This window comes from Aquisalimonas sp. (genome assembly GCF_007120195.1).
Lineage (GTDB): Bacteria > Pseudomonadota > Gammaproteobacteria > Nitrococcales > Aquisalimonadaceae > Aquisalimonas.
Genome location: NZ_SKOG01000253.1, coordinates 1 through 26,630, shown reverse-complemented (window position 1 = coordinate 26,630; position 26,630 = coordinate 1). Strand labels below are relative to the sequence as shown.

The following is a 26,630-nucleotide window of genomic DNA, read 5'->3' as shown; positions in this document are numbered from 1 at the left end:
GTGAGCGTCAGGGCAAAGCTGCCTTGCCCGGGTTGCTCGGCTTGGGCTGTACCGACAAGCATCACGGATGACACGGCTAACGTGGACAGGATCTTGCGCATTGTATTTCTCCTTCTCTAATTGACCAGCGGCATTGCCGCGCGACAATGTTGCGCTTCCCTGACCCCGGACGATTTCCGGGGAGGGTTGGGAGAAGTCAGCATGGTGCCACGCTCCTTGGGCGCTGAGACGGCCAAGAGCCAAGCGACAACAGGAACAACACCCGCGCCCCCACGTAAAACCCTAGCCTGTTCGGCCCGTTTTTCAAGTGTTTCTTGAAGAACCTACCGCGAGAGCTGGAAGCAGCGGGGAATTCGGCTGTGCCTTCGCGGCGGACTCGGGCCCGCGGCGACTCACGGGCAACGCCCGGGCCGCCGGCGAGTGAGCCCGCTGGATGAACCGCGAGGACTGCGATCACCCCCGGTTGGGGTGCAAGGCCATAGTGGGCGACCGGGGGGCCAACCTCAGGCGCGCTCGTAGGTGCCCACCAGGCGGTTCATGCCGATGATCTGTGGTTCAGTGCGCGCAAGAAATTCCCACATGCTCAACCCCTCCTCGAGCTCGGGTGCAGCGCTCAAGGCCAGCACCCAGAAGTAATACTGGTGCGTGCCATGGCCATCCGGCGGCATGGGCCCACCGTAGCCCGGGTTGCCGAAGTCGTTCGGGCCGACCGTGTATCCCTCCACGCCTTCAGGCAGGCTGTCGATGGAGGGCGGGAGGTTATAGAGCACCCAGTGTACAAACCCGTAGGTCCCGCGGCTGGTTACCAGGGGCGCATCCGGGTCATGGCAGAGCACGGCGAGCGACTGTGTTCCCTCCGGGATCCCGGTCCAGGACAGTGCCGGCGACGTATCGTCGCCTTCCCCGGTGTACTTCGCCGGAATGGCTCCGCCGTGCCGGAACGCGGGACTGGTCAGTTGCATATTGGATAATGCGAAGCCCATCGTGGTTTCCCCCTTCTCCTGTCTGTGAATATCTCTGCACAGGATAGAAGCGTTTAGCGCTCATGTGTACGCCCCGTTGCCAACCCGGCTGCCGATTCGCGGCCGACGCCGGGGGAGGTGTTACCATTGCGGGTCCCGGCCGCCAGCCAGGTGAACACGCGCTCTCTCTGGTGGCCCGACGCGTGCGCTCGCCAAGCTGTGCGTCAATCTTGTGAAATGGGCGTCTCCCTTGCCCCGACCAAGGGGCGGGGAGCTGCAATCGATTGTTGCGCCGTTGACTGATGTGGGCCGTCCCCGCTGGATGGACTGGCCGGGCTGATCGGTGTAGGCATTGTGCGTGCCAGGGGTCACGACTGTATGCAACTGTTTAGGCAATTCTCGACCGCCGGCTTGTTGCTGGGCACTTTGTTTTTCGCGTTTTCCTTGACGCCGAGCCTGTTGCCGCGGCCATTCGTCGTCCAGGGCGTCATCTCCGGTCTCTCCTTTACCGCGGGCTATGCCCTGGGGTTTGCGGGACACTGGATCTGGTCGTACCTCGAACTCCCGCACCCGCGCCCCCGCATCGAACGGATGATCAAACTCGCGGCGACGGCAATCTGTATCCTGATCGCGGCGATCTTCCTGTGGCGCGCCTCCGAGTGGCAGAACTCCGTGCGCGCTTTGATGGAGATGGAAGAACTCGGTGGCGTGCGCACGTTCAGCATTGCGCTCATCGCACTACTCGTGTTTGCCGTGGCGCTGTTGGTGGCACGGCTGTTTCGGCGGACCTTCGTGTTCCTCTCCCACAGGCTGCAAGGGTTCGTCCCGCGGCGCGTCTCCAACGTCGTCGGTGTCATGGCGGCCGTGGCATTGTTCTGGGCGGTGATCGACGGGGTCGTCTTCACCCTGGCGCTGCGGGCTGCGGACAATTCCTATCAGCAGCTGGATGTGCTGATGCAGGATGACGTCGAGCGTCCGGACGATCCGCAGAAAACAGGGGGCCCGGAATCCCTGGTGACCTGGGAGGATCTCGGCGGACGCGGTCGCAGGTTCGTGACCTCCGGACCCACGGCGCAGGACCTGAGCGCCTTCCATGGTGAGCAAACGCTGGAGCCGATCCGTGTCTACGTAGGCCTCAATGCGGCAGAGACCCCCGAAGAGCGGGCCCGGCTTGCACTGGAGGAACTCAAGCGCGTCGATGCCTTCGAGCGCTCCGTGCTGCTGTTGGCGACACCAACCGGCAGGGGCTGGGTTGATCCGGCCGCCCAGGACCCTGTCGAGTACATCCATCGGGGCGATATCGCCACGGTGGCGGCGCAGTATTCCTACCTGCCCAGCCCGTTGTCGTTGATGGTGGAGGGCGATTACGGTGTTGAAACCGCCCGCGCACTCTTCGAAGCGGTCTATGGTTACTGGACGGAGCTACCCGAGGATGATCGCCCGGACCTGTATCTCCATGGCTTGAGTCTGGGGGCGCTCAATTCGGACCGGTCGTTCGATGTCTTTGACATCATTGATGACCCCTTCCATGGCGCCCTCTGGAGTGGTCCACCGTATCGCAGCGAGACCTGGCGGAGGGTCACCGACAGCAGAGACCCGGGCTCGCCAGCGTGGTTGCCGCGTTTTCGCGATGGTTCGGTGGTCCGGTTCATGAATCAGACCCAGGGGCTGGATGTCGGGGATGCCGACTGGGGACCGTTCCGGATTGCGTTCCTGCAGTATGCCAGCGATCCGGTCACCTTCTTCGACCCGCAGTCGTTCTACAGTGAGCCGGAATGGATGAGTGAACCGCGTGGCCCGGACGTCTCGCCAGAGCTGCGCTGGTTCCCCATCGTGACCATGTTGCAACTGGCCGCGGATATGGCGACCGCAACCGAGCCCCCCGGTTACGGTCATGAGTACGCGGCAGAGCATTATATCGACGCCTGGCTTGCGTTGACGGAACCGGACGACTGGAGCGACGAGGATACAGCGCGGCTGCGATCGCTATTCGCAACCCAATGAGGATGACACGCAAGTCCGGTCGGAGCACCGCGCCGTCGCGTTGATCGAGCCCGGCAACGGTGCATACGGCGTGATCCAGCGGTCCGCCCGCCGAGCCGATCCAGGCAAGACGGGCCCGGCGTCCTTTGGGGCTGACCACGGCTCAGGAGCCGAATTGGGTTTCCTGGGAGTGGGCACCCTCCACTTCTTTCGTCCATGCCGCCTCGGTGGTCTCCACCGCGGCTGCCTGCCGTTGCCCTGACGGGTCCGCGTACTGGTCATTGAGCCGTTGGATCTGTGTGCCGGCAGCCCGCAGGATACCGTCCAGGCGTCGCCTCAGCCCGCGAGTCCAGCCGGCGACAGCCGGGTACAGGGCGCTGTACGGCAAGCGGGTACTCTTGCGAAAGGCGGCCCTGAGGTCCATCTCCCCGGGGCCTTCCCGGGCGGGAATCCGGGCCATCACCCACCTGGCGGCGATCCGCCGGGACCACAGATGGATAGCCAGTAACACCACCAGCGTCGTCACCCCAATGGCCACGGGCTGGTTCATCACGTCCTGGAGCTGGAACCAGGCCCTGTCCCAGGCCGCCCACCCGAGACCGCTTATGGCCGCGGCCAGCAACAAGACCAACCCCCCATCGATGGCGAGGGTTGTTCGCCGCCAACGGCCCAGATGGCGCTGAAGTGCCGGAACCACCGTCTCATGGAGCTGGCGCACTTGTGTCTGGAGGTTGCCCAGTATGCGGTAAGCCCGTTCCACGCCCACTTCTTCCATGCGCGCCCGGATGGCAGCCAGGTCCGCATCCCGTTTGCTCTTGAACCGCTCCCGCCGGTTGGGATCCTCGATGGGCACCGCCGCCCGCTCTGCATAGATTGAGTAAAAACGGCCTGCAGTGAGCCCCTTGTTGGCAAGTGCCCGCTGCCATGCGCCCACCACCTGCTCCGGATTGTCTTCCTGGGCAGCGGTGTCGATCTGGTTGAGCACATACAGAAACTTGTTGGCGTCCGGGTGGCTGACGGTCCGCCCGACCAGGTGCTCCAGGGTATCCTGCATGGCGCCCGGTTCCGGGTGGCGGGCGTCAAACAGAACCAGGACAAGATCCGAAAGATCGATGATATGGCTGGTAATCCGCAGCGTGGAAGAGCGCTGGTCGTCGGCGTCGAATCCCGGCGAATCGATCAGGATCTTACCCCGGATTCGCTCGCTGTCGCAGGTCTTGAGCTGAAGGTAGCTGTCGATGCGTCGTCCCTCACCCCCGGAGACGCGCTCGATCTCACGGCTGATCTCAAACAGCGGGAAACGGGGGTCGGCATTCAGGGCCATACCCGGGAGGGTTCTGGGCACCGGATCCCCGCTGTAGCAGATCACCGTGAATTTCTCGTCCACGGCCTGGTTGCCCGTCAACTGGAGATCGCGATCCAGGTACTCGTTGATGAAAGTCGACTTGCCGGCGGAGAAGGTGCCGAGAACCGAGACCAGTGGCCACCAGGAGATCCGGGTCGCCAGGGACTCGTCCCGGGGTAACAGACCGAGCTGGTAGGCGGCCTGATCCAGATCCCGGTAGACTCCCACTGCCGCCACGAGCACCGGATTCTCCTGGGGGAGGTGCTCGGCGAGGCTGTCGAGCCGTTCACGCAGTGGCTCGGCGACTCGGTAGCGAAAGGGCCACATGACGGTTCCTCGGTCGGGGAGGGCAATACGCCTCCAACGGAACCCTATGCTGTCTTAGTCGCGGGCAGGTGTCGAGGCGCCGACCCCGGGCGCTGTGCCTTGGGCCCGACCGACGGCTGAACTGATCTGCGTCAAGGTACCGGCCTGCGCCGCTGCTAGGGTGGCTCTTCACGCATATACAGGGGGATACAGGGGGATACAGGGGGAGCCATGACCGGCGATGCACGACAATGGCATGCCCGGCGAACTGACGCGGTGGCGTCGGCCTGGGATACCAGCCGCGACGGCCTCTCGCCGGAGGAAGCCGGACGCCGTCTCGAGCATTACGGGCCCAATCAGTTGCGGCCACCGGAGAAGGCGGGCCCCGTTGTCCGGTTTCTGCGGCATTTCCACAACGTGCTCATTTACATTCTGATCGCCGCCGCCCTCGGCACGGCGCTGCTCGGCCACTGGGTGGATACGGGGGTCATTCTCGCTGTGGTGCTGATCAATACCCTGATCGGCTTCGTGCAGGAGGGCAGGGCGGAGCAGGCACTGGACGCCATCCGTCAGATGCTCTCGCCCAAGGCGGTGGTCCTGCGCAATGGCCAACGCCGCGAACTCCCGGCGGAAGAGGTCGTTCCCGGCGATGTGGTGTACCTGCAGGCCGGCGATAAGGTACCCGCGGATTTGCGGCTGCTTCAAGCGAAAAATCTGCGCATCGAGGAGGCGGTACTAACCGGCGAATCCGTGCCGGTAGAGAAGGGCGTGGACCCCGTGCCCGAGGATGCGCCCCTGGGTGACCGGGCCTGCATGGCCTATTCCGGGACGCTGGTCACGTTCGGGCGTGGCACCGGGTTGGTGGTCGCCACCGGCGAGCATACGGAGATCGGCCGTATCTCCAGCATGCTGGGTGAAGTCGAGGGCCTGGAAACGCCCCTCGTTCGCCAGATGGAGCAGTTCGGGCGCTGGCTGGCTGCTGTCATCGTGGCCATCTCGGTGGTGACCTTCGCGTTCGGTTACTGGGTGCGCAGCTATCCCCTGGACGAGATGTTCCTGGCAGCCGCTAGCCTGGCGGTGTCGAGCATCCCGGAGGGCCTGCCGGCGATCATGACCATCGCGCTCGCCATCGGTGTCCAGAAGATGGCTCGGCGCAACGCCATCATCCGCAAGCTGCCGGGGGTGGAGACGCTGGGCTCGGTCTCAATTATCTGTTCCGACAAGACCGGCACTCTCACCCGAAACGAGATGACCGTGCGCACGGTGGCTTTGGCCCGCGGCGCCGTCGAGGTGGAGGGTGTCGGTTACGGTCCCGAAGGCGGGTTTCGTTGCAACGACCAGCCGCTGGAAGTCGACGATGACGCGGTGCTGGCGGAAGCAGTGCGTGCGGGCATGCTGTGTAACGACGCGCAGCTCTATCGCAAGGAACAGGATTGGGTCATGGAAGGCGATCCCACGGAAGGGGCGCTCATGACGCTGGCGTACAAGGCCGGCCTGGACCCGGGGCTGGAAAGCAAGGCGCGTCCTCGCACGGACGTTATTCCGTTTGAGTCCGATCACAAGTACATGGCCACCCTCCACCACGATCATCAGGGACACGGCGTGATCTATCTCAAGGGGGCCCCGGAGCGGGTGCTCTCCCTGTGCAATGCGCAGCGGCTGGAATCCGGTCAGGAGCCCTTGGAGGAAGCGCGATGGCGGGAGGTCATGGACGCGATCGCCGAGCAGGGGCAGCGCTTGTTGGCGGTGGCGGTACGCTCGGCGGACCCGCGGCAGTCCACGCTCAGTTACGAAGACATCGAAACCGGCGGCTTCTCGCTGCTGGCGGTGCTCGGTATCATCGACCCGCCGCGCGACGAGGCCGTGAGCGCCGTGGCGCAATGCCACGAGGCGGGCATCGGCGTGAAGATGATTACCGGTGACCATTTGATCACGGCCCGTGCTGTGGGTGCCATGCTGGGCCTCGGTGGTGAGGGGCGGAAGGCCGCCATGTCGGGCCACGAGCTGGATGCCCTGGACGATGCCAGCCTGCGCGAGGCGGCCTGCACAACGGATGTGTTCGCGCGCACCAGCCCGGAGCACAAGTTGCGCTTGGTGGAAGCCCTGCAGTACCGGGGCGGCATCATTGCCATGACCGGGGATGGCGTCAACGATGCCCCGGCACTCAAGCGCGCGGATGTCGGTGTCGCCATGGGGCGCAAGGGCACCGAGGCCGCCAAGGAGGCCTCGGAGATGGTGCTGGCCGATGACAACTTCGCCTCAATTGCCCATGCGGTGGAGGAGGGGCGGGCGGTCTACGACAACATCCGCAAGGCCATTTTGCACATGCTGCCGACCAATGCCGGGCAGTCGCTGACCATTATGATGGCGATCCTCATGGGCCTGGCGCTACCGCTGACGCCGGTGCAGGTGCTGTGGGTGAACATGGTGACCTCGGTGACCCTGGCCATGGCGCTGGCGTTCGAGCCCAGTGAACCGGGGGTCATGCGCCGCCCGCCCCGGGACCCGAAAGCACCGTTGCTGTCAGGCTTTCTGCTCTGGCGTATCCCCTTCGTCGCCGTGCTGCTGTGGCTTGGCACGTTCGGCCATTTCGTTTGGATGGAGGAGGTCGTCGGCGCCTCTGATGAGTTGGCGCGCACGGTGGCCATCAACACATTGGTGGCGGGCCAGGCGTTTTATCTGCTGAACCTGCGGCTTATCTACCAGCCGGTGCTCGTCGGTGGCGCGCTGCTGCGCACCCGTGCCATGTGGGTTGCCATCGCCGTGCTGATCGTCTTGCAGTTGGCGTTCACGTATGCGCCAGTCATGCATACCTTGTTTGGGACGACTCCCATCGGGCTGCAGGACTGGGTGCGGATATTGCTCTTTGGGGTTGCGGTGTTCACGATCGTGGAACTGGAGAAGGCGGTGATTCGCCGCATGCCGCGGGTGCATACGGCGTGAGTTAATGCGTGATGGCCGCAGTTGCGGCGATGAAGGATGGTGTGAGATGAGTGCGTCGTTATTGATCGCCGTGGTGGCCGATGAGATGGAGGAAGCCGCGGTGGAGATCGCCCGTTCCGCGGGCGCACGGGGGGTGACCGTGCTGCCGGCCCGAGGCATCGGTTTCCCTGAGCACATCACCTTCTTTGGGCTGACGTACCGGGGCCTGGAAAAGGTCCTGCTCTGGGTGCTCGACTCCGAGTCCGCGGCGGAGATCGCCGAGCGGCTCAACCGGGAACTGGATCTGCTGCAACCATTCCAGGGGCTGGCATTCTCCCTGCCGGTGGATGACGCGGGTGGCGTGGATCCAGCGGCCATTCGCCGCTTCCTGAACTCTTGAAATTGCCGCTGAGCTTGCCCTGGCGTTGGCATCGGGCTCCTGCAAGGCACAATAACAGCGAGGGCACCAACAGGTCGTGAATCAACTCCGGGAATTCTACGGCATCCTCAAGCACGCGTTCCGGAACCTGCTGCCCATTATCGCGGTAGTGGGGTTCTTCCAGTTCGTGATTATGCAGGAGACGCCGGATGGCCTGTGGTCCATGGTGTTCGGCCTTGCCGTTGTGGTACTGGGTGTGGCGCTGTTCCTCCAGGGGCTGGAGCTTGGCATCTTTCCCATTGGCAAGAACCTCTCCAACGAGTTTGCCAAGAAGGGCTCGCTCATCCTGCTGATGACTTTCGGCTTTTGCCTGGGGTTCGCCACCGTCATTGCGGAGCCGGCGCTCATTGCGGTCGCCGATCAGGCGGAGGTGATCAGTGAAGGCCGTGTCAGTGCGTTCACGCTGCGGCTACTGGTTGCAGCCTCTGTGGGGGCGGTGGTCGCGTTCGGGATTGTCCGCATCATTCTGGGCCATAGCCTGCACTGGTATATGATCTGCGGCTACATCCTGGTCGTCGCGGTGACCTTCTTCGCGCCCGAGGAAATCGTCGGTCTGGCCTACGACTCCGGCGGGGTCACCACCAACATCGTCACGGTGCCCCTGATCGCCGCGCTGGGCATTGGGCTGGCCGTCTCCATCCGCGGGCGCAACGCGCTCACCCACGGGTTTGGGCTCGTTGCCCTGGCCGTCATGGTGCCCATGATCTCGGTGCAACTCTACGGCATTGTGGTCTACACCTTTGGTGAGGCAGGTGGTGTAGAAGGCAATGGCCTGGAGCTGGCCGCGGATACCGACGGTGTCGCGGCACCGGTTGGCGGTAGCATCCTGCTCGGCATGCTCATGGACCTGCTGGTAATGATCCGCGACGTGCTGCCGATTATCGCGGTGGTGCTGGTTTTCCAGTACCTCGTGATCCGCAAGCACATCGCCCATCTCCACAAGGTGGTTGCCGGTTTTGCCCTCGTGATTATCGGGCTGTATGCCTTTGTCGTCGGCCTCAAGCTCGGGCTGTTCCCGATTGGCGAGAGCATGGCCGAGCAGCTGATCGCCCGGGAGCAGATCCTGTTCGTCTATCTGTTTGCTTTCTGCATCGGTTTTGCGACCACCATGGCGGAACCGGCATTGATCGCCATTGGTGAGAAGGCAGAAGAGGCGGCGAAGGGCCAGCTCAACGGTAATGCCATCCGCATCCTCGTGGCGCTGGGGGTTGCCATTGGTATCACCGTCGGCGTGCATCGCATCATCAGCGGCGACTCGATTCACTACTACATCATGGGCGGCTACGCGATCGTGGTGTTGCTGACCTGGCTATCTCCCAGGTACATCGTCGCATTGGCGTTCGATCTCGGCGGCGTGACCACCTCCGAAGTCACGGTGCCGCTGGTCACGGCGCTGGGTATTGGGCTGGCCACCCACATTGAGGGGCGCAGCGTGTTGATCGACGGCTTTGGCTTGATCGCATTTGCGTCCATATTCCCGATTATCACTGTCATGCTCTACGCGATTACCGCGGAGCGCCTTGGCAAGGCGAGAGGAGATGAGACATGAAGTTCGCAGCGCTGGTGGCCATATTGGCCGAGGATCTGGAGGAGCGGGCCATCAATTCGGCGAAGAAAGCCGGTGCCGGTGGGGTTACCATCCTGGATGCGCGAGGGATTGGCACGAAGGAGAAGAAGACATTCTTTGGCCTGACCTACGAGGGTAGCCAGTCTGTTCTGCTGTTCGTGCTGGAGAGGCAGCTCTCGGTGAAGGTGCTGAAGCAGATCACGCGGGACCTGAACCTCAAGTCCAGCAGCAAGGGGGTCGTCTTTACCCTGCCTCTGGAGCACATTGCGGGCATCGACATGGAGCAGCTCGAGCGCTTTGAGTCCCGTATCCGGGACGACATCTGATCGTGCCGGCATTGTGGCGGCCAACACACGGTTCGGGAGAGCACTTGCAATGCTAGTCAAGGACATCATGCAGACCAATGTGGCAACGATTTCGCCTCTGGCCACCATTCGCGAAGCCATGCGGGTGATGCGGGCTAAAAACGTCAGGGCTCTGGTGGTGGAACGGCGCGATAGTCACGATGCCTACGGCCTCATTACATACGCGACGATCCTGCGGACGATTGTTGCGGAAGAAGGTGATATCGACCTCATCAACGTCTACGACGTGTGCACCAAACCGGCGATCTCCGTGCACGGTGAGATGCACGTCAAGCATGTGGCGCGCCTGATGGTGAATCAGAATTTCCGCCGCGTTGTGGTGTTGCGTGACAACGAGCTGCAGGGGATCGTGGCCCGCAATGATATCGTCGCGCCAATACTGGAACTGGCCGAGAAATTTTAACCTTCCCAGCACCGATTGCCTTATCTCACCGACTTCGTGTGGCGTGTGGACACGCCGGGGGTGCGGGCATGAAGATACCGTGCCAGGGCGAGCGTAACGCCTCCGGCGGGCTGTACAGCGGCGCTCCTCAGGTGGCTGCGCCGCTGGACGCTGCATTGCTACGTGGTGTGACGTCGGCCTCGTGCGACACGTCCCACCTCGCCCCGTGCCACAGCGGCGCAGTGAGCCACTGGGACCGCAATCGTTAGCCGCCCATGTGCCGGGCACGACGCATCTGCTCGAGCTGCTCCCGTTCTTCCTGCGCCATCTCCTCCGACCAGACGGTCTCATAGTCGCCATCGTCGGTGCGGACATGGAACTCATCGACGCGGAACGCGTTGTACTGCTCCTGGAGCGTGCCGGTGACACGCACGTTCTTATTGACGTGACGGACCTCCACGTCCCGCGGCACACCGGTTAGCAGGTAATACTCACCGTCTGGCTGCTGGATGACGAAGGCCGACTGAATCGAAATCCGCGGATCGGCGCCGTCCACGGGGCAGGTCGTGCCAACCGACGCGCATTCGTAACCGTTGATGAAGCCGCTCAGGGTTGCCGTGTCCTCGGCATGCAACGTTGTGGAGGCGAGCCCGAGTGAAGCTAGGCCCAGAAATGCAAGTGTTGACGGTCCGCAGGTCTTATAAAGGCTCATACTGCCTCCCTTGCTGGCGGTGATGGATCTGGTGCGGAAACTGATCATTGCTGAATCGATCTTCAAGACTTCCGCGACAGTTTTTTTCGGCTGTCCCAATAAACTGGGCCGACCTGCATTAGTAATAATTCATGCGGTGCCTTCTCTCCATTGGGAGTTGTACTTACTAACCGTCTCCTTTAAGAACCGCCCGTGGAGACAGGCTTGCCGGGGTAGGGGAATGCTCGTGTGACTTCAGGCGGCTCCGCGCCGGGCGCCTTTCCATAGTCGACGTATTCATAACTTTCAAGTACGTAGTTCTACATAATTTTGCGTTTTTGCGTCCTGTTTATTTCTTGTATCCGCATCGGAGATTAGGCTGAATTCGCAGAGAAATCGGTCTATCCTGACAAGAGCTGCCGGTTGTTGTTGTCCGACAACGCTGACAGCGATCGCGCCGAGTGGCGCTGGCAGTGCTGAGAGCGCCTCAGCTCCGGCAGGCTACGCGTTGGTATCGACGAGCCTGTGTGGACATCGATCGAACGCTGACCAGTCAGCTCGGCCAGGATGGTAATCGGCGTGTAGCCTCACCGGCAGACTGCACCTGCATGTGTTTTCCGCGTCAACCGAGACCGAATCCGGGAGGAGCAATACCATGACTGCACAAGAAAAACGCCAGCAACTGCTGGGAAAAATCTCGCGTGGCCTGATTGGCTCAGCGCCATTGTTGTTGATCGCCGCCTATGGTGCCAGTAGCTCGATCGCAGCGGACCGGGTCGATGCAGTAGGCACTAGCCCTGACAATCTGCTTGCAGCAGGTGAGGCACAAGGGGAAGCCGAGGCCGAGGCGGAGGGCAGGCCGGAAGGCGAAGCTGAAGGAGAGGCAGAAGGCGAAGCAGAAGGTGAAGCCGAGGGAGAGGCAGAAGGTGAAGCCGAGGGAGAGGCAGAAGGCGAAGCAGAAGGTGAAGCGGAAGGCGAAGCCGAGGCGGATGTGTCTCCGGAGGAACTCACCCGGCCGGATGTCTATAAGCCTTACGAGGGTGACCCCGACGAACTGCGGCAATACGGCGAGGAGCTCTACAACGATCCCGGCTTGTCCACCGTGGGTATGTCCTGCGCGACCTGTCATGGGGGCGCTACAGGGTATCAGGAAACCTTTGCCGAACCCTACCCGCACACGGTGGCCATGGCCGAGAGCCAATTCGGCCTGGACCAAGTCCATCTCGACGAGATGATCCAGGTGTGCATGGTGGCGCCAATGCAGGCCGACCCGCTCGATTGGGAGTCCCGGGAGCTTGCCGCGCTCGTCGAGTACTACGAGCAGGTGGAACAACCGGCGTTCCAGGAACAGCAATAAAAGCGGGTCGTGCGCCCAAGAGGCACCGGTGCCAGTCGGTGGCGCGGTGTCCCGAACGATTGGCCCGTCGAGCGTCTCGACGGGCCCGGTCCCGGACAGACCGACTGTCATGCTCATCGGCGCAAACATCGGCTCGCAGCAGTCGCGGCAGGGGTTGCGTGAAACCACGGAGGTTGTATGTTTGCCTTCCCCGGGTTAATTTGGGACCGTTCAGTTCATAACAGCGGAGGATCACCGATGAGCGCCCCCTATCAAACGAGCCTGCAGCTCAAGACACCCGAAACCGCCGAGCCGGAGGCGGCCAAGGGGCTGAATGCGGCGAAAGAAGCGCTGGGCTTTATCCCGAATATGTACGCCGCCATGGCGAACTCTACTGGCGTGCTGGCGACCTACCAAGAGGGCTACGCCAAGTTCCGCCAGGAGTCCGGCTTTACTCCACAGGAGCAGGAAACGGTGCTGTTGACCATCAGTGTGGCCAACGACTGCGGCTATTGCCGCGCCGCCCATGGCACCATCGCGGACAAAATGTCGAAGGTCCCCACCGAGGTCACCGACGCGATTCTCGACGGCAAATCCGTACCGGATGAGAAACTCGGCGCCCTGCATATCTTCACGCGGTGCATGTTTGACACCCGCGGCAAGCCGGAGAAGGCGGACGTCGATGCGTTTCTGGCCGCGGGCTACACGGAGCGTCACGTCATGGAAGTCATCCTGGCGCTCGCCGTGAAGACGTTGAGCAATTACACGAACCACATCTTCCACACCCCAGTGGACGAAGCGTTCGCCGGGCGCCGGTAAGCGTCGCGCTTCGGGCGTCCCGTGTCGGGCGCCCGATCCGCCCCTCCAGTCAGCCGGGCCGGGCCAGGGCCAAGCGATGCACTGACCGACGTGCGTCGATCGGTGCCCTGGCACTCCCGGCGCTTGTCACCCCGAACTCTCGCCTGCGTCAGTCGCTAGTGCCACCGTGGGCGTCAATGTATAGGGTCTACGTACAAGCTCGGATTTGCCACCTCGCCTGTCTCGCCTACTTTGCATACCACATCGCAACGAAGGGAGAGACAAATGGCCGCGACACTATCCAACGAAGTTCACTCCAAAGGCGTTCAGTCCAACCCAGTGCAGTCGCTGGAGGCATTGAGCCGCCACGCGCACTGGCTGCTTCGGTTCGCGCTGGCAAGCGTGTTTGTCTACAGCGGCATCGACAAGTTTATGGGTGGAGGTATTGCGGAGTTTGCCGGCGTCATGCAGTTGCCGGAGTTTATCGCCGCCCTTGTGGCCCTGGCCGAAATCGGTGGGGGTTTGCTGGTGCTGCTCGGGGCAGTGATTAGCCCGTGGGTGACGCGCCTTGGGGCCTTGATGGTCGTGCCCGTGATGCTCGGCGCCATTGTCATGGTCCATTGGGGGCAATGGCACTTCGTACCGACGGCGACCCATCCCCTGGGTGGCATGATGTTCCAGGTCACGCTGCTGCTGATTGCCATCTATTTGTTTATCCGAGGGAACGACGTCTGAGCGGAGGTAATGACATGGTTGATAAGACTGATCAACGCCAGAAACTGATTCGGCAGCTCTCGCGGGGAGTCGTATTGACTGCCCCACTCATGATCGCTGCGGCGGGTTATGCTTCCGTGCATGCGATAGTCGCCGACGTCGCAAGTGATCGTGGATACGTCATAAGCGCAGTTGGTGAGGCCGAAGGCGAAGCGGAAGCCGAGGGAGAAGGCGAAGGCGGTCAGTTTAATTAAAGTACAATACCTGCAAATAAAAAGATGCCGTGGCGGTTGCTCGTCACGGCATCTTCTCTTGTCAGGCTAGCAAGCTGATGGCTTGAAGGGCTGACTCAGGCGTTAGCCATGACCGTGGCCTTCACCTTCTCCCTCGCCTTCACCTTCACCTTCGCCTTCTCCCTCACCTTCACCTTCGCCTTCACCTTCGCCTTCGCCTTCGCCTTCGCCCTCGCCCTCGCCCTCGCCTGCGGCGAGCGCCTCATCGGCGAATTCCGTCGTGTCAGCAACTGCGCCTTCGTCTGCCAGCTGCTGCAGCTCGCCGGCCGTCGCCTGGGACAGCCCGGAGGCTGCGAGCACGAGGAATGGTGTCGAGTAAAGAAGCCCCTTAGACAGGCTGCTCAAAAGTCGTTTGCGATCAGATCTGTCATCCGACATTCAGGATCCTCCTCCAAATAGCCTTAGTAACGCCTTGGCCAAGGCGTCACTCAGAGTATCGATGAGGATCAACGCCCCTGCTATACGCAATTCAACGTAAATCCTGCCGTTGCTAGTCGTGTTACGTTGCCTGTAACTTTAGGCAATCATCGCAATGGCGGGCGAAGTGGCATGACTGACAGGCGTTTGACGCCCCGGCGCTATTGGCTCGGTGGCAACCGTGACCGGTCACAGGATATCTTTTTCGAAGAGGCGCTGGATCAGGGAGTCTGGCAAGCGGGGGATGCCAGTGACTGGGATTCCTGCTGGTATACCGGCATGCCGAAGCCGGAGGTCTTTGACGCACTCACCCCCGGGAAAACCATCAACCACATCCCGGGGAACAACAGCCTGACTATCAAAAGCAATCTCCATGCAACCCTTGCGCAGGCGCATGAGCGTATGGCCGAGCAGGCCGGCGCGGACCATGAGCTGACACGTCGGCTCGGGTTCTTCCCGCGGACGTTCTCAGTGCCGCATGACTACCATACCTTTCAGCAGGCGGCGTTGGATGCACCGGAGCAGTGGTGGATTCTCAAGCCCAAAAACGCCTCGAAGGGCAAGGACATTTCGCTGCTCGACGACCCGGCACTCGCGCCCCTGGAGTCGAAGTGGATGGTGCAGGAGTACTTGCACAGGCCGCACACCATCAACGGCCACAAGTACGTGCTGCGGCTCTACGTGGTAGTCACCTCGGTGGTGCCCCTGCGCGTCTACCTCTACCACCAGGGATCGGCCAAACTCGCATCCGAGGTCTACGATCCGGCTGCGCGGGACAACCGGTTCGCCCACCTGACCAACCCGGACGTCAACGCGACGAATACCGCTAGTGCCTCGCCGGTGGTCTTTCTGGATTTCGAGCGATATCGCGCCTGGCTGCGCGAGCAAGGGCATGATGACGAGGTGCTCTTCTCGCGCATTCGCGACATGCTCACGCTTACGATTATCGCCGCCCGCGAGAAGATGGTGGCCCGCACGCGCCGGGTTGCCGCAGACACCACCGGGTGTTACGAGCTGCTGGGCATCGACTGCCTCGTCGATGCGGATCTCAATCCCTGGATTCTCGAGTGCAACCTGAGTCCGTCCATGGATGTCTGCGCGGCGCCAGAGGACGGCGGGGACGTGGAGGCCGCGAACAAGCGCCAGCTCGTGGCGGACATGGTCGCCATGCTGAATCTCAATGGCGTCGATGAGGACCTAACGTCCCTTGACCCGGGCGAGCGCATTGAAGCCGAGGCGCAGCGTGAGCTGGCCCGCGCGGGCGGATTTTCGCGGCTGTTCCCCTGCACCGATGCCGGGCGCTATCTGCCGTACTTCCCGTGCCCCCGCCTGGAGGACATGCTCTTGGCGGATGCCGTCACGGGCGAGCCAGTGCCCCGGCCACGGCTACGCGCGCGGCAAACGGTGGAGATGATCTCTGAGGACGGGCTGGCGCTGTACTCCGGGCGCAACAACGAGCTCTATACGCCCAATGCCGCTGCCTCGTGGATCTGGCTGCAGGCCACCGAGGGCCATGATCCGGACACCGTGGCCGGGATGCTGGCGGCTACGCAGCAAGAGAACGGCATTCGGGTCGATCCGTGGAGCATCAGAAAGCAGGTGTGGGAGATTCTGGCAGACTGGGCTGACTCCGGCTTGCTGATCCAGGCTGACGATGAGGTCGGGGGAGAGGTGGCGGGTGACGCTGAACGCCTGGCAGTGGAGGAGGATCGGCAGGCATGGCGGTGGCAGGTCACGATCCAGGCGGGCGTGCGCACCTGGCATCTGCAAACCAGCGCTCGCCCCGTTGCCTCGCGGCTGTCTGATCTGATTGCGCCGATTGAGTCCACCGCCGTGGATGCCCAAGGGCGCATCGACGTCTTACAGGCCGCGCGTGGGTATGCGATTGCCGTCAACGGCGCGGTGGTCGCCAGCGGGCTGTCGCTTGCCCACGTAGCGCCGAGGGTTTTCGAGACCTTGTGTCATTACGCGACAGACGCCGAGGATGTGGTGGTTGCCCGCGCGGCTGTGGTGCCCTTGGGCGCCGCGCCGCCGGGAGATCTCTGTCCGGCGGTGCTGTCCTTGCGGGACGCGGCGACGGGGTCTGATACGCTTGCTGTGGAGCTGGCGACCCACCTGGGGTATGGCTGCTCCCACGGCGCCCTGTTGTCACTGAGTGAGCCTGCACGGATGAGCGGCCTGGGAATGCCTGCCAGGATGATCGGCGAACTCGATGGCGAGGATGCCAAGTCTGGCTTGCATGAGTGGGCGGGAGGCCAGCGCGGGCAGTTGCTGCCGGCACAGGGGCATTCCGCGCTCGCCTCATACCGGATCGTCGCGGTGGTGGTCCCAGAGTCCGGGACGCCGGCGGCGGGCGAGGCTTCAGCCCACCGCCTGGTGCCGGAGCGGGCATTGGCGCACCTCGTCCCCCTGACCACAGCGGCATCCGGCCAAGCGTTGCGGCCGCACCAGGCATTGGCACTTCGGGATTGGCTAAGCAGCCGGCCCTGCATTGCACTGCGTCAGGCGGGCGCGACGGTTGTCCTGGAGTCGATCCTTACAGAGGCCGGCATGACGCCCCCGGTCTCCAGCGACGTGTGAATGGGAATGACCACACGGGCACCCGCTGCAGGTGCCCGTGATCGCGTATAGGGGTGGAGTCATCGGCCCGGGCTGAAGGGCTTGTCTCAGTGGACCTTCAGCGGACGATTGTCTTCCTGGGTCCAATCAACCATGGATCCATCGTACAGGGCCACATCCTCCTGACCGGCGATTTCGCTCAGGGCGAACCATCCCATGGCGGCCCAGTGCCCGGTGTTGCAGAAGGTAATGGTGCTGCGCTCGCCGTCCACCCCGGATTCCTGCATCAAAGCTTGGAGCGTCTCCTCATCCACGAAGAACGCCGTGCCGTCGTCGGTGAGCTTTTGCTCTTCCAGGTTTAGCGATCCCGGAATGGTGCCGGGGGAACGGGAGGCTGGGTGCTTTTCCCCGCCGCGAAACTGCACGCCGGGGCGGTTGTCGACCAGTTGATAGCCGGCGTTGGCGGCGGCGCTGACGTCGTCTGCGTCCGCCAGGAGGTCGGGACGGAAGTCCGGCTCGAAATCGGTGGGCTCCGGCTCGTTCCATCCGCTCGCCACGGGGTGACCGGCGTCGACCCAGGCCTGATGACCGCCGTTCAGGATCGACACCTGGTCGTGCCCGAGGATCTTGAAGGTCCAATACACCCGCGCGGCGCTGCCGAAATCGGTGGAGCCGACACCGGCGGGGACTATCACCACGTCCGTGTCATTGCCGATGCCAAGGCCGCCGATCAGCTCGGCGAGATCCTCCTCCGGCGGCAGCTTGCCCGGGACACCGCCGCGGGTTTCGCGCCAACCGGCGGTGGTGTAGTTGCTATAGACCGCGCCGGGGATATGCGCTGATTTGAAGTCCTCTCGGTCGCTGCCGTCGATGTCGCTGCGAACGTCCAGGACCACCAGGTCGTCCTCGCCCAGGTGCTTCTCAAGCCAGTCCACGGAGATCAGTGGGTCGAGCGTGCGTGCCCCGGCCAATGCCGGAATCAACACACCGATGACAGCGAAGAAGACGAAAACGCGTTGTAACATGCGTGCACCTGCTGCATTCGCTTCATGGGGGTGCATCAGTGTAACGCGTCAAAGGCCCTGTCAGGCGTCGTCACTCTAGATCCTCTTGGCCTGATCATATAACCACGCACGGGCGAGCGAACGCCTGGAATTGCCCGATCGCTTTTGCTCTCACAGGGGGCTCGTTCCGCATAAAGGCCCCGGCAGGAGCCCCGCCGAGGCCTTTACGCGTGTGCCGGAAGGCGTTAGAAGTTGTATTGGGCGGACAGTTGCAGCCGGGTGACGTTGTTGCTGTTGCCGTTATCCAGCTCACGGTCACCCCACTGGATTTCAGCGCCGTACATCAGGTTGTCCACCGGACGGTACTGGAGGTTTGCGTAGACGGTGAGGGCCTGGGTTTGATCAATGCCCGCGGCCACGGTTTCGGCATCGGTATCGGTGTCCGTATAACCCACGACCAGGTTGCCGGTGAGCTGAGGGGTCAGCGGCTGTTCGATAAAGCCCATCAGCGCGAGCTCGGAGAATGTGTCGAGATTACCAGCCCCATCGATAAAGGCATTGGTGAAGTTGGTGGCCGAGCCGATGGCCCCGCCCGTGCCGAGCAGGTAGCGGTTGGCGCCGTCGACATAGCCGACGTTGCCGCCGACCCGGGTTCCGGTGGCAGGGGCGGTGAACGAGCCCGCCGCCATAACGCCGAAGCCCGTGGTGCTGTCATCGATCGGGCCGGCCTCCACCTCGGGTCGGGTGACGACCCCGGAGAGCGCATAGTTGAAGCCGTTCATGGCGCCGGAGAACTGCGCCGTCAGGTCGGGCATCCGATCCACGCCCTCGAATCCGTCGAGGCCCGCAGCGTCGAGGTTCGCGACTTTGGTCTGGGGGTTCTCGGCGGAGAAAGCAAGCTGGTTCCCCGCGCCCACGTCGAAGGTGTAACGCAGCTGGGCCTGGCGGACGAAGATGTAGCCGGCTGGTCCGTGGAAGTCGAGTGTGGATGGCAGCGCGACCAGGGGCATAAAGTTCGACCAGTACTGCCCGGCCAGAATACCGTTCCAGTCAACGAAGGCATGGCGCATCCGCAGCTGGTTCGCGTTGCTGAAGGTCTCGTCGCCGGCGGGACCGAAGAAGTCCATCTCCACGTGAGCACGCACCGGCCCGCCGAATGCAGTGGGTGTGTCGGTGGTCAGGGCCAACCGTGTCTCCCGGGCATGAAAGTGGGTCTGGTTGTCGGCTGAGCCTTCGTCAGACCTGCCGGTCGTCGCGCCCTCGACCGGGATGCTTTGTGGGAAGAACAGATCGCCCGCGTCTTCATCAAAGTTATGGATGATGTCGAACTTAACGTACCCCCCGAGGGTAACGGTCGTGTCGCCAATCTCGGTCTCCAGGGCGGTCGCAGTGGATGCTGTTGCGAGAGTCAGTGCAGAGGCTGTGCCGAGCGCAATTGCGGTCAATGTTTGATTCGTCATGCTAGCTCCTCCTTACGCATGAATTATTGGGATGTTTCACCAGCCGGGGAAGCCGCGTTGCCGCTTCGTCCGAGGTGGCGACTCTGGTACTGTTATGCGAACGTGTCCCTCAATGCGGCAATGCGGCAATGCGGCAATGCGGGTTGTCTCATCATCCCTGTAATGTCAATGTATTCCAGCCCAGAAACAAAACCATACGTACTTGTTCGTACAAAAAATTTTAATGGCACAATTCGATGTTTCTTTCAGGTGTGCTGGCCTTTTCAGGGCGCATTCGTGATTGCCGTCCAAGAAGAAAAACCCGCCGGGCGGCGGGTCAAGGGGAACGCACAGCAACCTGCTCTGGCAGTTGGTTGAACCAGATATGCACTGATAATGAGAAATTAGCTAACTGTGATCGCTAAGGCTATTCGAGATTCTACGTAAATTGCAGGTTTCGCTCTCCGTGATAGTACGTATTTCGCCTGCGCTTAAATTGAGCCCCAATGCCCCGCGCACAGGCTTCATCGTGAATCGCGCTGTCGGAGGGGCGGCTGGGAGTCTGCTCGGTTGGTAGAATTACTGATGGGCGCACAGACGAAAAAGGTCCTAGTCTTAAGACTATGGGGTGTCCGGGCGCGTCACGCGCTTCCGGCCAGGTTTGGAATCAGCGGCACCGGAGCAGGGCATGGATTCAAGGCTGATCAGTCTCGTTGACCAAAACGCCAGGGTACTCGAGCAACTCGGGGCCCTTGTTGCCAAGACCAGTCCGGAGTGTTTCGCCGCCGTGGTGGACCCACGAAACGGCGGCTCAATGGGCCAGCATGTCAGGCATGTGATTGAGCATGCCGATGCGGTCCTTGGCCGCGCGGGGGGGCGGGTCGACTACAATGACCGCGCGCGCGACCGCCAGACGGAAACGGAGCCCGCTGAGGCGAAGGCGCGGCTCGAGCGGCTGATCATCGTGCTCTGGGACATGTCTCAAGGGTCTGCCGTGGATGAGCGGGTCTTGGTTCGGCATGTGGTCGAGGGGGAGGAAGGCGAGGAGGACATGATGATTGAGTCGACACTGGCCCGGGAACTGGTCTATCTGCAGAGCCATACCGTTCACCACATGGCGCTGATTGCGCTTCTTGCAGAGCAGCACTCGATCCCGGTCGAGTCGGATTTCGGTGTGGCGGCGTCAACGCTGCGTTATCGCGCACATATTGGGGAGTCCACCCAGGTCAGTGCGTGAGGGTCGAAGCCCCGGGCCAAAGCCGGCTTGACCACCTCGAAGTAGGGTGAGATGTCGAAGTCCCTCGGTGTGAAGAGCGTTGCGTGGCGGCGCTGGAGTCTATGTTGGGGTTGAGCGGCGCTGCGGTTCGTCGAGCTCGCGTCACCCTCGCGCACTATCGGCAGAATCGGGTAGCGAATTGCCTGGAAGGCTTCGGCAATCAGCGACGAGCAAATGGCGCGGGTGGGGTCGCCACTGCCGAGCGTCAACAGATGCCTCCGCCAGCGCACGGGTACCGGGGGCGTCGGCAACAAGTACCGCGCCAGGTCGATGATATGCTTCAGGTCGTACTGGTGTCCCACCCGTGCCTGGAGTGAGCGGATAAGTTGCTCGATCTCGTCAGGCCGCAGGCCGAGAGGTCGGCAGACGCGCGTGTGGAATCCGGCATAGGCGTCCAGCGAGACGCATCGGACACCCTCAAGCACATCGGCTTCCAGCAGGATCACGTGCGGACGCCCACGAATGCAAATGGCGGCGTGGGACCAGGTCGACTGCGTCAGGTATTTGATGGCGGCACTGAAGCGGCTGGTGCCTTCCACCAGTAGGACGTCCCCTGGCCGAAGGGTATCCCCCAGCCAGCCAATGTCGGAGGTTGGTCCCTGCGCCGAACCAGGCCTGTCGCGCGCGAGGTGGCGGGCCAGTGCTTTGCCGATTTTGTCACGGATCCCGAAACCCCAGCCCATCATAGACACCGCTGACCGCTACCATCCCTGGAACTATTCCTCAAACAGTCTCGGCTGAGTATCGTGGACACTACGCAGACGAATCATTCAATCCCGATACGCGACGACACGATTGCAGCCGCCCACACCCACGCCATGGCACAGGGCCCAATGGAAGGGCGTCGTGCAAGCGCCAGCGCAATGCACCATCATACAAACCGCCCCAGTGGCGCACAGGCGGACATGACCCGCGCGTATGCATTCAGCCTGAATCGGCGACTGGCGGCTCGACGTAAGCAATTGCCACATACCGGGAAGTACCAATGGTCCAGCGCGGCCGGAGGTGTTGAGTTGGAAGGGAATCGCCGTGCTCCCAGCATCGGGGCAATAGGGTTTGAAGCGACTGGGAATGGAGGACACCTATGACAATCCGAACGACGACTCGAGCGGCCCTTGGCATTGTCGCAGTGGCTGCAATCCATGCGGTGGCGGCCGAGCCTGTCGTGTATACGCCCGAGGACATCATCAATTGGGAGCCGCATTCGTTTACAGGGGAAACGCGCTACGAACTCGTGGAAGTGGACGGCCGAGCGGCCATCCACGCCGTTTGCGACGATGCAACGGCCTCGGGACTCTTCCTGGAAGACTCGGTGGACCTCACGCAGACACCGGTGCTCGAGTGGGAATGGCGGGTCGACGAGACATTCAGTGGTATCGATGAAACCAGGAAGTCCGGGGATGACTACCCGGCGCGCCTGTACGCCGTTGACGAACACCGGGTGCTGCGGTGGCGGACGCGGGCGCTCAATTACGTCTGGAGCAGCGAGATGGACAAGGGCGCCGACTGGGAGAATGCCTACGCCTCGCAGGCGCACATGATCGCCGTGCGCTCCGGGCCGCCGGACTCATCCGGGGAATGGAAAACCGAACGCCGCAATCTCAAGGAAGACTTCAGGGCATACCATGGCCGGGACCTGGATCAAATCGATGCGCTTGCCATCATGACCGACTGCGACGACGTGGGCGAACCCATCGAGGCCTGGTACGGGAAAATCCGCCTGCTTCCTGAGTCGTCCAAGGAGTAACAGTAACACCGGGCGGAGTTGGTCGGTCCTTCTTTTTTATGAATGACTTGCGGGAAGTACGCATGGCTCTCTTGGCCGCGTGCCGTCACACTCGCATCACATGGTTCAACCGTGAGGGCACCGTAATGGGCGGGCAAGGAAAATTGTTTGGGCGTATTGCTCTGATCGTACTGGTGTTGGGGCTGGTTGCGCTGGGGTACCAGTTTCGCGGCGATCTGAGTCCCGGAATGCTGCAGCAGCGGTTGGACGACATGGGCGCACTGGCGCCGTTTGCCTTCATGGCGGCGTACGCCGTGGCAACCGTGGCGTTCCTGCCGGGGCTGGTCTTTACCATTGCCGGTGGCGTGCTCTTCGGGCCAGTTTTCGGAACGCTCTACAGCCTGACCGGTGCCACGGCAGGCGCGCTGCTTGCCTTCCTTGTGGCCCGTTATATCGCCTCGGATCTGGTGGCTCAGCATACGGGGGGCCGGCTCAAGAAGCTGATCGTCGGGGTGGAGCGGGAAGGCTGGCGGTTTGTGGCGTTCACGCGCCTCGTCCCGCTGTTTCCGTTCAACCTCCTCAACTATGCCCTGGGCCTGACACGCATCGGTTTTCTCCCTTACGCCCTTGCCACGTTTATCTGCATGGGCCCCGGGGCGTTTGCCTACACCTGGATCGGTCACGCCGGTGCGGAGGCGGTGGCCGGCGGGCGCAGCGGCATCAACGCCGTCCTGATCGCATTGGGGCTGCTCGCTGCGGTGATCTTCCTGCCGAGGTTGGTCAAGCGCGTGAAGAACGATCCCACCCAGGATGTGGACGTCGTCGACCAATCCGAACCCCAGAAGGAATCCACCCATGGCGGATAAGTACGACCTGGTTGTGATCGGTGGAGGGGTGGGTGGCCTTGTCACCGCAAGCGTCGCCGGGCAGCTCGGGTTGAGCGTTGCGCTCATTGAACGCGAGGGCAAGTTGGGAGGCGATTGCCTGCATTACGGCTGTGTTCCCAGCAAAACGCTGATTCGCTCCGCCGAGGTCGCGCACATGGCCCGCCAGGGGCAGGAGTTCGGTGTCGCCTCGGAGTTGGGCGCAGTCGATCTCGAAGCCGTGATGGGGCGTGTCCGCCAGGTGGTGGAGACCATTCAGGCCCACGATGACCCGGAGCGTTTCCGCAGTTACGGGGTTGACGTGATTTTCGCCGAGGCGCGCTTTGTGGATGCGCGCACAGTGGCAGCCGGTGACCGGCGTTTGGTCGGTCAGCGGATTCTCATTGCCACCGGGTCGCGCCCGGCGGTTCCCCCGGTGCCGGGACTGGAGGAGGCCGGCTACTGGACCAACGAAACGGTGTTTGAACAGCGCCGGCTGCCAGAGCGTCTCGTTGTCATGGGCGGTGGTCCCATCGGGTTGGAGCTCGCCCAAGCGTTTGCCCGGCTTGGCAGCAAGGTGACCGTGGTTGAGATGGCGGAGCGTATTCTCCCGCGGGAGGACGCGGAGGTGACCGAAGAACTCGAGCGCGCGTTGCGCCGCGAAGGGATTGATCTGCTCACCGCAACCGCCGTGGAGGCCGTGCGCACCGTCGGTGAGCTCAAGCGCCTCGAGTGTCGTGGCAACGGCGGCGAGCAGCAGCTGGAGGCGGAGCAGATTCTAGTGGCTGCCGGGCGCCGCCCGAATGTCGAGGGCCTGGAGCTCGGTCGCGCCGGGGTCGCGGTGGAGCGCGGCGGGATCACCGTGGATGCACGCATGCGCACCAGTACCAAGCATATCTTCGCCTGCGGCGACGTCTGCGGCCCTTATCCGTTTACCCATGTCGCCGAATACCAGGCCGGGATCGTTATCGCCAACGTCGTCTTCCGATTACCCAAGAAAGCGGACTACCGAGTGATCCCCTGGGTGACCTACACCGCCCCGGAACTCGCCCATGTCGGCTACACCGAGCAGGCGGCCAAGGACAAGGGGTATCACGTGCAGGTGGCGCGTTTTCGCTTTAGCGACGTGGACCGGGCGCTTGCCGAGGGTGCCACGGCCGGACTGATCAAGATCGTTATCCACCGGGGCCGGATTCTCGGTGCGACAGTGCTCGGCCCCCATGGTGGCGAGCTGATTCACGAACTCGTGCTGGCCATGCAGGCACGCATCAAGGTCAAGCACCTCTCGGGTGCGGTACACGCCTATCCGACGCTGGCGCAGGTACATCGCCGTGCCGTGAACGCCATTTATGCGGATAAGCTGTACTCGCCCATGGCGCGGCGCGTGGTCGGCTGGCTGCAGCGCCTTATACCATGAGTGTGCTGGGCCGACATAGCATGCAACCCGTGGGGATTCCGCGTATGGCGGCGGTGCGCTTGTTGCAAGAGGCTCGCTCGCATCCGGGCGTCGGCATTGTCAGCCACGTCTTGACCTTTGCCGCCTATCTCGTGCTCGCATTCTGGGCAGCGCAGTTCACGTTCGACGACCCCATGGTGCCCCTGATCTGGCCGGCAACCGGCCTGGCGCTCGCCGCCGTCTGGCGTTTCGGCTATGGGCTTGGTGTCACCGTTCTGGTCGCATCGACCCTGGCCCATACGATGCTCGGCATGAGCGGCCCGGAGGCCTTCCTGCTCGCCGTCGGTAACGCGGCGAGCGCCGTCGTAGGTGCGGCGCTGCTGCGATACCTGGGGCTGCGCGGGGATCTGGGCTCGCTCTCCGAGCTCTGTAAGCTCCTGGGTGTTGGTATCGGCGTCACGGCGCTGTTCAGCGGGTTCGGCGGCGCACTGATTGCCGTGGGGATCACGCCGGAGCTCACCAAGACGGTGTTGCTCTGCTGGCTTGCAGATTCCATGGGGGTGGTGTTGCTGGCACCGCTGATCATCAGTGCCGATCTGCGCCGCCTGGATGCGCGTCGGCTCGGCGCAGCGACCGCGGTGGTCGTGTGTGTGCCGCTGCTGACCCTCGGTATCTATTCCGGCTGGATCCCGGAGCCGATCAGCCTGCCCTTGTCCTATGCGGTGTTCCCCATCATCATCCTGGTGGCCCTGTCACTGCCCGCATGGCTCGCCGCCGCGGCCATCATGTTGACGAGCCTGGTGGCGATCCACTGCACGGCGATTGGCAAGGGGCCGTTCGCGCATACGGGCATGGCGCCGGATCTGCTGTTGCTGCACGCCCAGCTGGCGCTGCTGGCCGCCACGGGGCTGATTCTTGCGGCGCTGCGCCAGGAGCGCCTCGCAGCGGAAGCCCGTGCCCGGAATCATCTTCACACCCTGGCGCGCGCCGGTCGCATCAATGCCATGAGCGCCCTGGCTGCCGGCATCGCCCACGAGATCAACCAGCCGTTGTGTGCGCTTAGCAGCTATGCACAGAGTGCCAACCGGCTGCTCGCCCGCGGTGCCACCGCAGAGCAGCTCCGGGCTCCCCTGGAGCGGATCGTGAGCACCGCCGACCGCGCCTCGGACATCGTGCGGCGGACCCGCCGTTTCCTCTCCCAGGGTGACGTGGAAACGGGACCCGCCGACTTGAATGTACTGGTCACCGAAGCGAGTGAGCTGCTACGGCCGGAATTCCGGCGCCGTGACGTGCAGCTGCGTCTGAACCTCTCACAGAGCGAGGTGAGCGTCGCCGTGGACTGGCTGGGTATGCAGCAGGTAGTCGTCAACCTGCTGCAGAACGCGCTTGAAGCCGTGGACGAGGCCGGCAACAACGCCCGCCGGTGGGTTTCCGTGCGCACGGGCGTCAGCGTTGACGGGCGGCAGGCGCTGCTGTCGGTGGTCGATGGCGGGCCGGGGCTCGTCAACCCGGATGACCAGTCGCTGTTTGAACCGTTCACGACCACGCGCACGACGGGCACGGGCCTGGGGCTCGCCATTGCAAGCTCCATTGTGGAGGCCGAGCGCGGGCGCATCACCGTCTCCAACGAGCCCGGTGCAGGCGCCCATTTTCGTATCTCGCTGCCGCTGTTCCATACTTAATGAAACATGCGTTCAATGCCCCGTAAATTGCAGGAAGGAGAGGTACCCTATGGATCAGGTGGTCTATGTGGTGGATGACGATCCCGACGTCCGCGAGTCGATCATCTTTATGCTCGAGAACGAGGGCCTGGCAGTTGCCGGGTTCGAGGAGCCCAGGGCGTTGCT

At 62.9% G+C, this 26,630-nt stretch carries 23 protein-coding genes; 16 read left to right on the top strand and 7 right to left on the bottom strand.

What is annotated here, in order from left to right; translation table 11 throughout:
• Positions 1-503: 503 nt before the first annotated feature.
• A complete protein-coding gene (locus QZT63_RS17765) occupies positions 504-983 on the bottom strand; it encodes a YbhB/YbcL family Raf kinase inhibitor-like protein (RefSeq protein ID WP_290653069.1) in 480 nt (159 codons plus the stop codon).
• A gap of 357 nt (positions 984-1,340) precedes the next feature.
• Here QZT63_RS17765 and QZT63_RS17760 point away from each other — a divergent pair, with 357 nt between their 5' ends.
• Positions 1,341-2,966 carry an alpha/beta-hydrolase family protein gene (locus QZT63_RS17760; RefSeq protein WP_290653067.1) on the top strand — a complete coding sequence of 542 codons (1,626 nt, stop codon included), beginning with the start codon at positions 1,341-1,343 and terminating at the stop codon, positions 2,964-2,966.
• A gap of 142 nt (positions 2,967-3,108) precedes the next feature.
• Here QZT63_RS17760 and QZT63_RS17755 read toward each other — a convergent pair whose 3' ends face one another.
• Entirely contained in the window at positions 3,109-4,617 is a 1,509-nt protein-coding gene (locus tag QZT63_RS17755) for a dynamin family protein (RefSeq protein ID WP_290653066.1), read from the bottom strand.
• Between the two features lie 210 nt (positions 4,618-4,827).
• Between QZT63_RS17755 and QZT63_RS17750 the strand changes: the two genes are divergently transcribed.
• From QZT63_RS17750 to QZT63_RS17730, 5 genes are all read left to right on the top strand, one after another.
• Positions 4,828-7,539, top strand: coding sequence for a cation-transporting P-type ATPase (locus QZT63_RS17750; RefSeq protein ID WP_290653064.1), 2,712 nt, complete (start codon positions 4,828-4,830; stop codon positions 7,537-7,539).
• Positions 7,540-7,585: 46 nt separating this feature from the next.
• Positions 7,586-7,918 (top strand): hypothetical protein, encoded by a 333-nt coding sequence (locus QZT63_RS17745; protein ID WP_290653062.1) that lies wholly within the window; start codon positions 7,586-7,588, stop codon positions 7,916-7,918.
• A gap of 76 nt (positions 7,919-7,994) precedes the next feature.
• The gene (locus tag QZT63_RS17740) at positions 7,995-9,506 is read left to right on the top strand and encodes a DUF1538 domain-containing protein (RefSeq protein ID WP_290653061.1); all 1,512 of its coding nucleotides are present in this window, start codon (positions 7,995-7,997) and stop codon (positions 9,504-9,506) included.
• Positions 9,503-9,850 carry a transcriptional regulator gene (locus QZT63_RS17735; protein ID WP_290653059.1) on the top strand — a complete coding sequence of 116 codons (348 nt, stop codon included), beginning with the start codon at positions 9,503-9,505 and terminating at the stop codon, positions 9,848-9,850. Before QZT63_RS17740 ends, QZT63_RS17735 begins: the two co-directional genes overlap by 4 nt.
• Before the next feature lie 49 nt (positions 9,851-9,899).
• Entirely contained in the window at positions 9,900-10,292 is a 393-nt protein-coding gene (locus QZT63_RS17730; protein ID WP_290653057.1) for a CBS domain-containing protein, read from the top strand.
• Between the two features lie 244 nt (positions 10,293-10,536).
• On the opposite strand, the gene QZT63_RS17725 is transcribed toward QZT63_RS17730, so the two are convergent.
• Positions 10,537-10,983 (bottom strand): hypothetical protein, encoded by a 447-nt coding sequence (locus QZT63_RS17725; RefSeq protein ID WP_290653055.1) that lies wholly within the window; start codon positions 10,981-10,983, stop codon positions 10,537-10,539.
• 634 nt (positions 10,984-11,617) lie between these two features.
• On the opposite strand from QZT63_RS17725, the gene QZT63_RS17720 reads away from it, so the two are divergent.
• The 4 genes from QZT63_RS17720 (at position 11,618) to QZT63_RS17705 (ending at position 14,064) form a co-directional block, all read left to right on the top strand.
• Entirely contained in the window at positions 11,618-12,319 is a 702-nt protein-coding gene (locus QZT63_RS17720) for a hypothetical protein (RefSeq protein ID WP_290653053.1), read from the top strand.
• 237 nt (positions 12,320-12,556) lie between these two features.
• Positions 12,557-13,117, top strand: a complete 561-nt coding sequence (locus QZT63_RS17715) for a carboxymuconolactone decarboxylase family protein (RefSeq protein ID WP_290653051.1) — start codon at positions 12,557-12,559, stop codon at positions 13,115-13,117.
• 264 nt (positions 13,118-13,381) lie between these two features.
• The gene (locus QZT63_RS17710; RefSeq protein ID WP_290653049.1) at positions 13,382-13,831 is read left to right on the top strand and encodes a DoxX family protein; all 450 of its coding nucleotides are present in this window, start codon (positions 13,382-13,384) and stop codon (positions 13,829-13,831) included.
• A 14-nt stretch (positions 13,832-13,845) separates the two neighbouring features.
• Positions 13,846-14,064, top strand: a complete 219-nt coding sequence (locus tag QZT63_RS17705; protein WP_290653047.1) for a hypothetical protein — start codon at positions 13,846-13,848, stop codon at positions 14,062-14,064.
• 102 nt (positions 14,065-14,166) lie between these two features.
• On the opposite strand, the gene QZT63_RS17700 is transcribed toward QZT63_RS17705, so the two are convergent.
• Entirely contained in the window at positions 14,167-14,481 is a 315-nt protein-coding gene (locus QZT63_RS17700) for a hypothetical protein (protein WP_290653045.1), read from the bottom strand.
• 171 nt (positions 14,482-14,652) lie between these two features.
• Here QZT63_RS17700 and QZT63_RS17695 point away from each other — a divergent pair, with 171 nt between their 5' ends.
• A complete protein-coding gene (locus QZT63_RS17695) occupies positions 14,653-17,100 on the top strand; it encodes a hypothetical protein (RefSeq protein WP_290653044.1) in 2,448 nt (815 codons plus the stop codon).
• Positions 17,101-17,186: 86 nt separating this feature from the next.
• Here QZT63_RS17695 and QZT63_RS17690 read toward each other — a convergent pair whose 3' ends face one another.
• Together QZT63_RS17690 and QZT63_RS17685 are read right to left on the bottom strand one after the other, a co-directional pair.
• Positions 17,187-18,104, bottom strand: coding sequence for a sulfurtransferase (locus QZT63_RS17690; RefSeq protein ID WP_290653042.1), 918 nt, complete (start codon positions 18,102-18,104; stop codon positions 17,187-17,189).
• 224 nt (positions 18,105-18,328) lie between these two features.
• Positions 18,329-19,528 (bottom strand): DcaP family trimeric outer membrane transporter, encoded by a 1,200-nt coding sequence (locus QZT63_RS17685; protein ID WP_290653040.1) that lies wholly within the window; start codon positions 19,526-19,528, stop codon positions 18,329-18,331.
• A 682-nt stretch (positions 19,529-20,210) separates the two neighbouring features.
• Between QZT63_RS17685 and QZT63_RS17680 the strand changes: the two genes are divergently transcribed.
• The gene (locus tag QZT63_RS17680; protein ID WP_290653038.1) at positions 20,211-20,759 is read left to right on the top strand and encodes a hypothetical protein; all 549 of its coding nucleotides are present in this window, start codon (positions 20,211-20,213) and stop codon (positions 20,757-20,759) included.
• On the opposite strand, the gene QZT63_RS17675 is transcribed toward QZT63_RS17680, so the two are convergent.
• Positions 20,717-21,484 carry a YiiX/YebB-like N1pC/P60 family cysteine hydrolase gene (locus QZT63_RS17675; protein ID WP_290653036.1) on the bottom strand — a complete coding sequence of 256 codons (768 nt, stop codon included), beginning with the start codon at positions 21,482-21,484 and terminating at the stop codon, positions 20,717-20,719. The two genes, QZT63_RS17680 and QZT63_RS17675, sit on opposite strands and share 43 nt — an antisense overlap.
• Positions 21,485-21,882: 398 nt before the next feature.
• On the opposite strand from QZT63_RS17675, the gene QZT63_RS17670 reads away from it, so the two are divergent.
• The 4 genes from QZT63_RS17670 to QZT63_RS17655 all read left to right on the top strand — a co-directional run bounded on the left by QZT63_RS17670 (position 21,883) and on the right by QZT63_RS17655 (position 26,465).
• Positions 21,883-22,545 (top strand): DUF3047 domain-containing protein, encoded by a 663-nt coding sequence (locus tag QZT63_RS17670; protein WP_290653034.1) that lies wholly within the window; start codon positions 21,883-21,885, stop codon positions 22,543-22,545.
• 125 nt (positions 22,546-22,670) lie between these two features.
• Complete coding sequence (locus QZT63_RS17665) at positions 22,671-23,390, top strand: TVP38/TMEM64 family protein (RefSeq protein ID WP_290653032.1); 720 nt, start codon at positions 22,671-22,673, stop codon at positions 23,388-23,390.
• Positions 23,380-24,804, top strand: coding sequence for a dihydrolipoyl dehydrogenase (gene lpdA, locus QZT63_RS17660; protein ID WP_290653030.1), 1,425 nt, complete (start codon positions 23,380-23,382; stop codon positions 24,802-24,804). Before QZT63_RS17665 ends, lpdA begins: the two co-directional genes overlap by 11 nt.
• A 44-nt stretch (positions 24,805-24,848) precedes the next feature.
• Positions 24,849-26,465: an ATP-binding protein gene (locus QZT63_RS17655; protein WP_290653029.1), complete on the top strand. Its 1,617-nt coding sequence runs from the start codon at positions 24,849-24,851 to the stop codon at positions 26,463-26,465.
• The last annotated feature ends 165 nt before the right edge of the window (positions 26,466-26,630 follow it).

Excerpts from the sequence above, each read along its gene's own strand:
- QZT63_RS17680 (WP_290653038.1), top strand. The coding sequence starts at position 20,211 with ATGGATTCAAGGCTGATCAGTCTCGTTGACCAAAACGCCAGGGTACTC.
- QZT63_RS17745 (WP_290653062.1), top strand. The coding sequence starts at position 7,586 with ATGAGTGCGTCGTTATTGATCGCCGTGGTGGCCGATGAGATGGAGGAA.
- QZT63_RS17735 (WP_290653059.1), top strand. The coding sequence starts at position 9,503 with ATGAAGTTCGCAGCGCTGGTGGCCATATTGGCCGAGGATCTGGAGGAG.
- QZT63_RS17690 (WP_290653042.1), bottom strand. The coding sequence starts at position 18,104 with ATGTTACAACGCGTTTTCGTCTTCTTCGCTGTCATCGGTGTGTTGATT.
- QZT63_RS17720 (WP_290653053.1), top strand. The coding sequence starts at position 11,618 with ATGACTGCACAAGAAAAACGCCAGCAACTGCTGGGAAAAATCTCGCGT.
- QZT63_RS17710 (WP_290653049.1), top strand. The coding sequence starts at position 13,382 with ATGGCCGCGACACTATCCAACGAAGTTCACTCCAAAGGCGTTCAGTCC.
- QZT63_RS17695 (WP_290653044.1), top strand. The coding sequence starts at position 14,653 with ATGACTGACAGGCGTTTGACGCCCCGGCGCTATTGGCTCGGTGGCAAC.
- QZT63_RS17765 (WP_290653069.1), bottom strand. The coding sequence starts at position 983 with ATGGGCTTCGCATTATCCAATATGCAACTGACCAGTCCCGCGTTCCGG.
- QZT63_RS17725 (WP_290653055.1), bottom strand. The coding sequence starts at position 10,983 with ATGAGCCTTTATAAGACCTGCGGACCGTCAACACTTGCATTTCTGGGC.
- QZT63_RS17655 (WP_290653029.1), top strand. The coding sequence starts at position 24,849 with ATGGCGGCGGTGCGCTTGTTGCAAGAGGCTCGCTCGCATCCGGGCGTC.
- QZT63_RS17675 (WP_290653036.1), bottom strand. The coding sequence starts at position 21,484 with ATGATGGGCTGGGGTTTCGGGATCCGTGACAAAATCGGCAAAGCACTG.
- QZT63_RS17705 (WP_290653047.1), top strand. The coding sequence starts at position 13,846 with ATGGTTGATAAGACTGATCAACGCCAGAAACTGATTCGGCAGCTCTCG.
- QZT63_RS17665 (WP_290653032.1), top strand. The coding sequence starts at position 22,671 with ATGGGCGGGCAAGGAAAATTGTTTGGGCGTATTGCTCTGATCGTACTG.
- QZT63_RS17700 (WP_290653045.1), bottom strand. The coding sequence starts at position 14,481 with ATGTCGGATGACAGATCTGATCGCAAACGACTTTTGAGCAGCCTGTCT.
- QZT63_RS17715 (WP_290653051.1), top strand. The coding sequence starts at position 12,557 with ATGAGCGCCCCCTATCAAACGAGCCTGCAGCTCAAGACACCCGAAACC.
- lpdA (WP_290653030.1), top strand. The coding sequence starts at position 23,380 with ATGGCGGATAAGTACGACCTGGTTGTGATCGGTGGAGGGGTGGGTGGC.
- QZT63_RS17670 (WP_290653034.1), top strand. The coding sequence starts at position 21,883 with ATGACAATCCGAACGACGACTCGAGCGGCCCTTGGCATTGTCGCAGTG.
- QZT63_RS17755 (WP_290653066.1), bottom strand. The coding sequence starts at position 4,617 with ATGTGGCCCTTTCGCTACCGAGTCGCCGAGCCACTGCGTGAACGGCTC.
- QZT63_RS17760 (WP_290653067.1), top strand. The coding sequence starts at position 1,341 with ATGCAACTGTTTAGGCAATTCTCGACCGCCGGCTTGTTGCTGGGCACT.
- QZT63_RS17750 (WP_290653064.1), top strand. The coding sequence starts at position 4,828 with ATGACCGGCGATGCACGACAATGGCATGCCCGGCGAACTGACGCGGTG.
- QZT63_RS17730 (WP_290653057.1), top strand. The coding sequence starts at position 9,900 with ATGCTAGTCAAGGACATCATGCAGACCAATGTGGCAACGATTTCGCCT.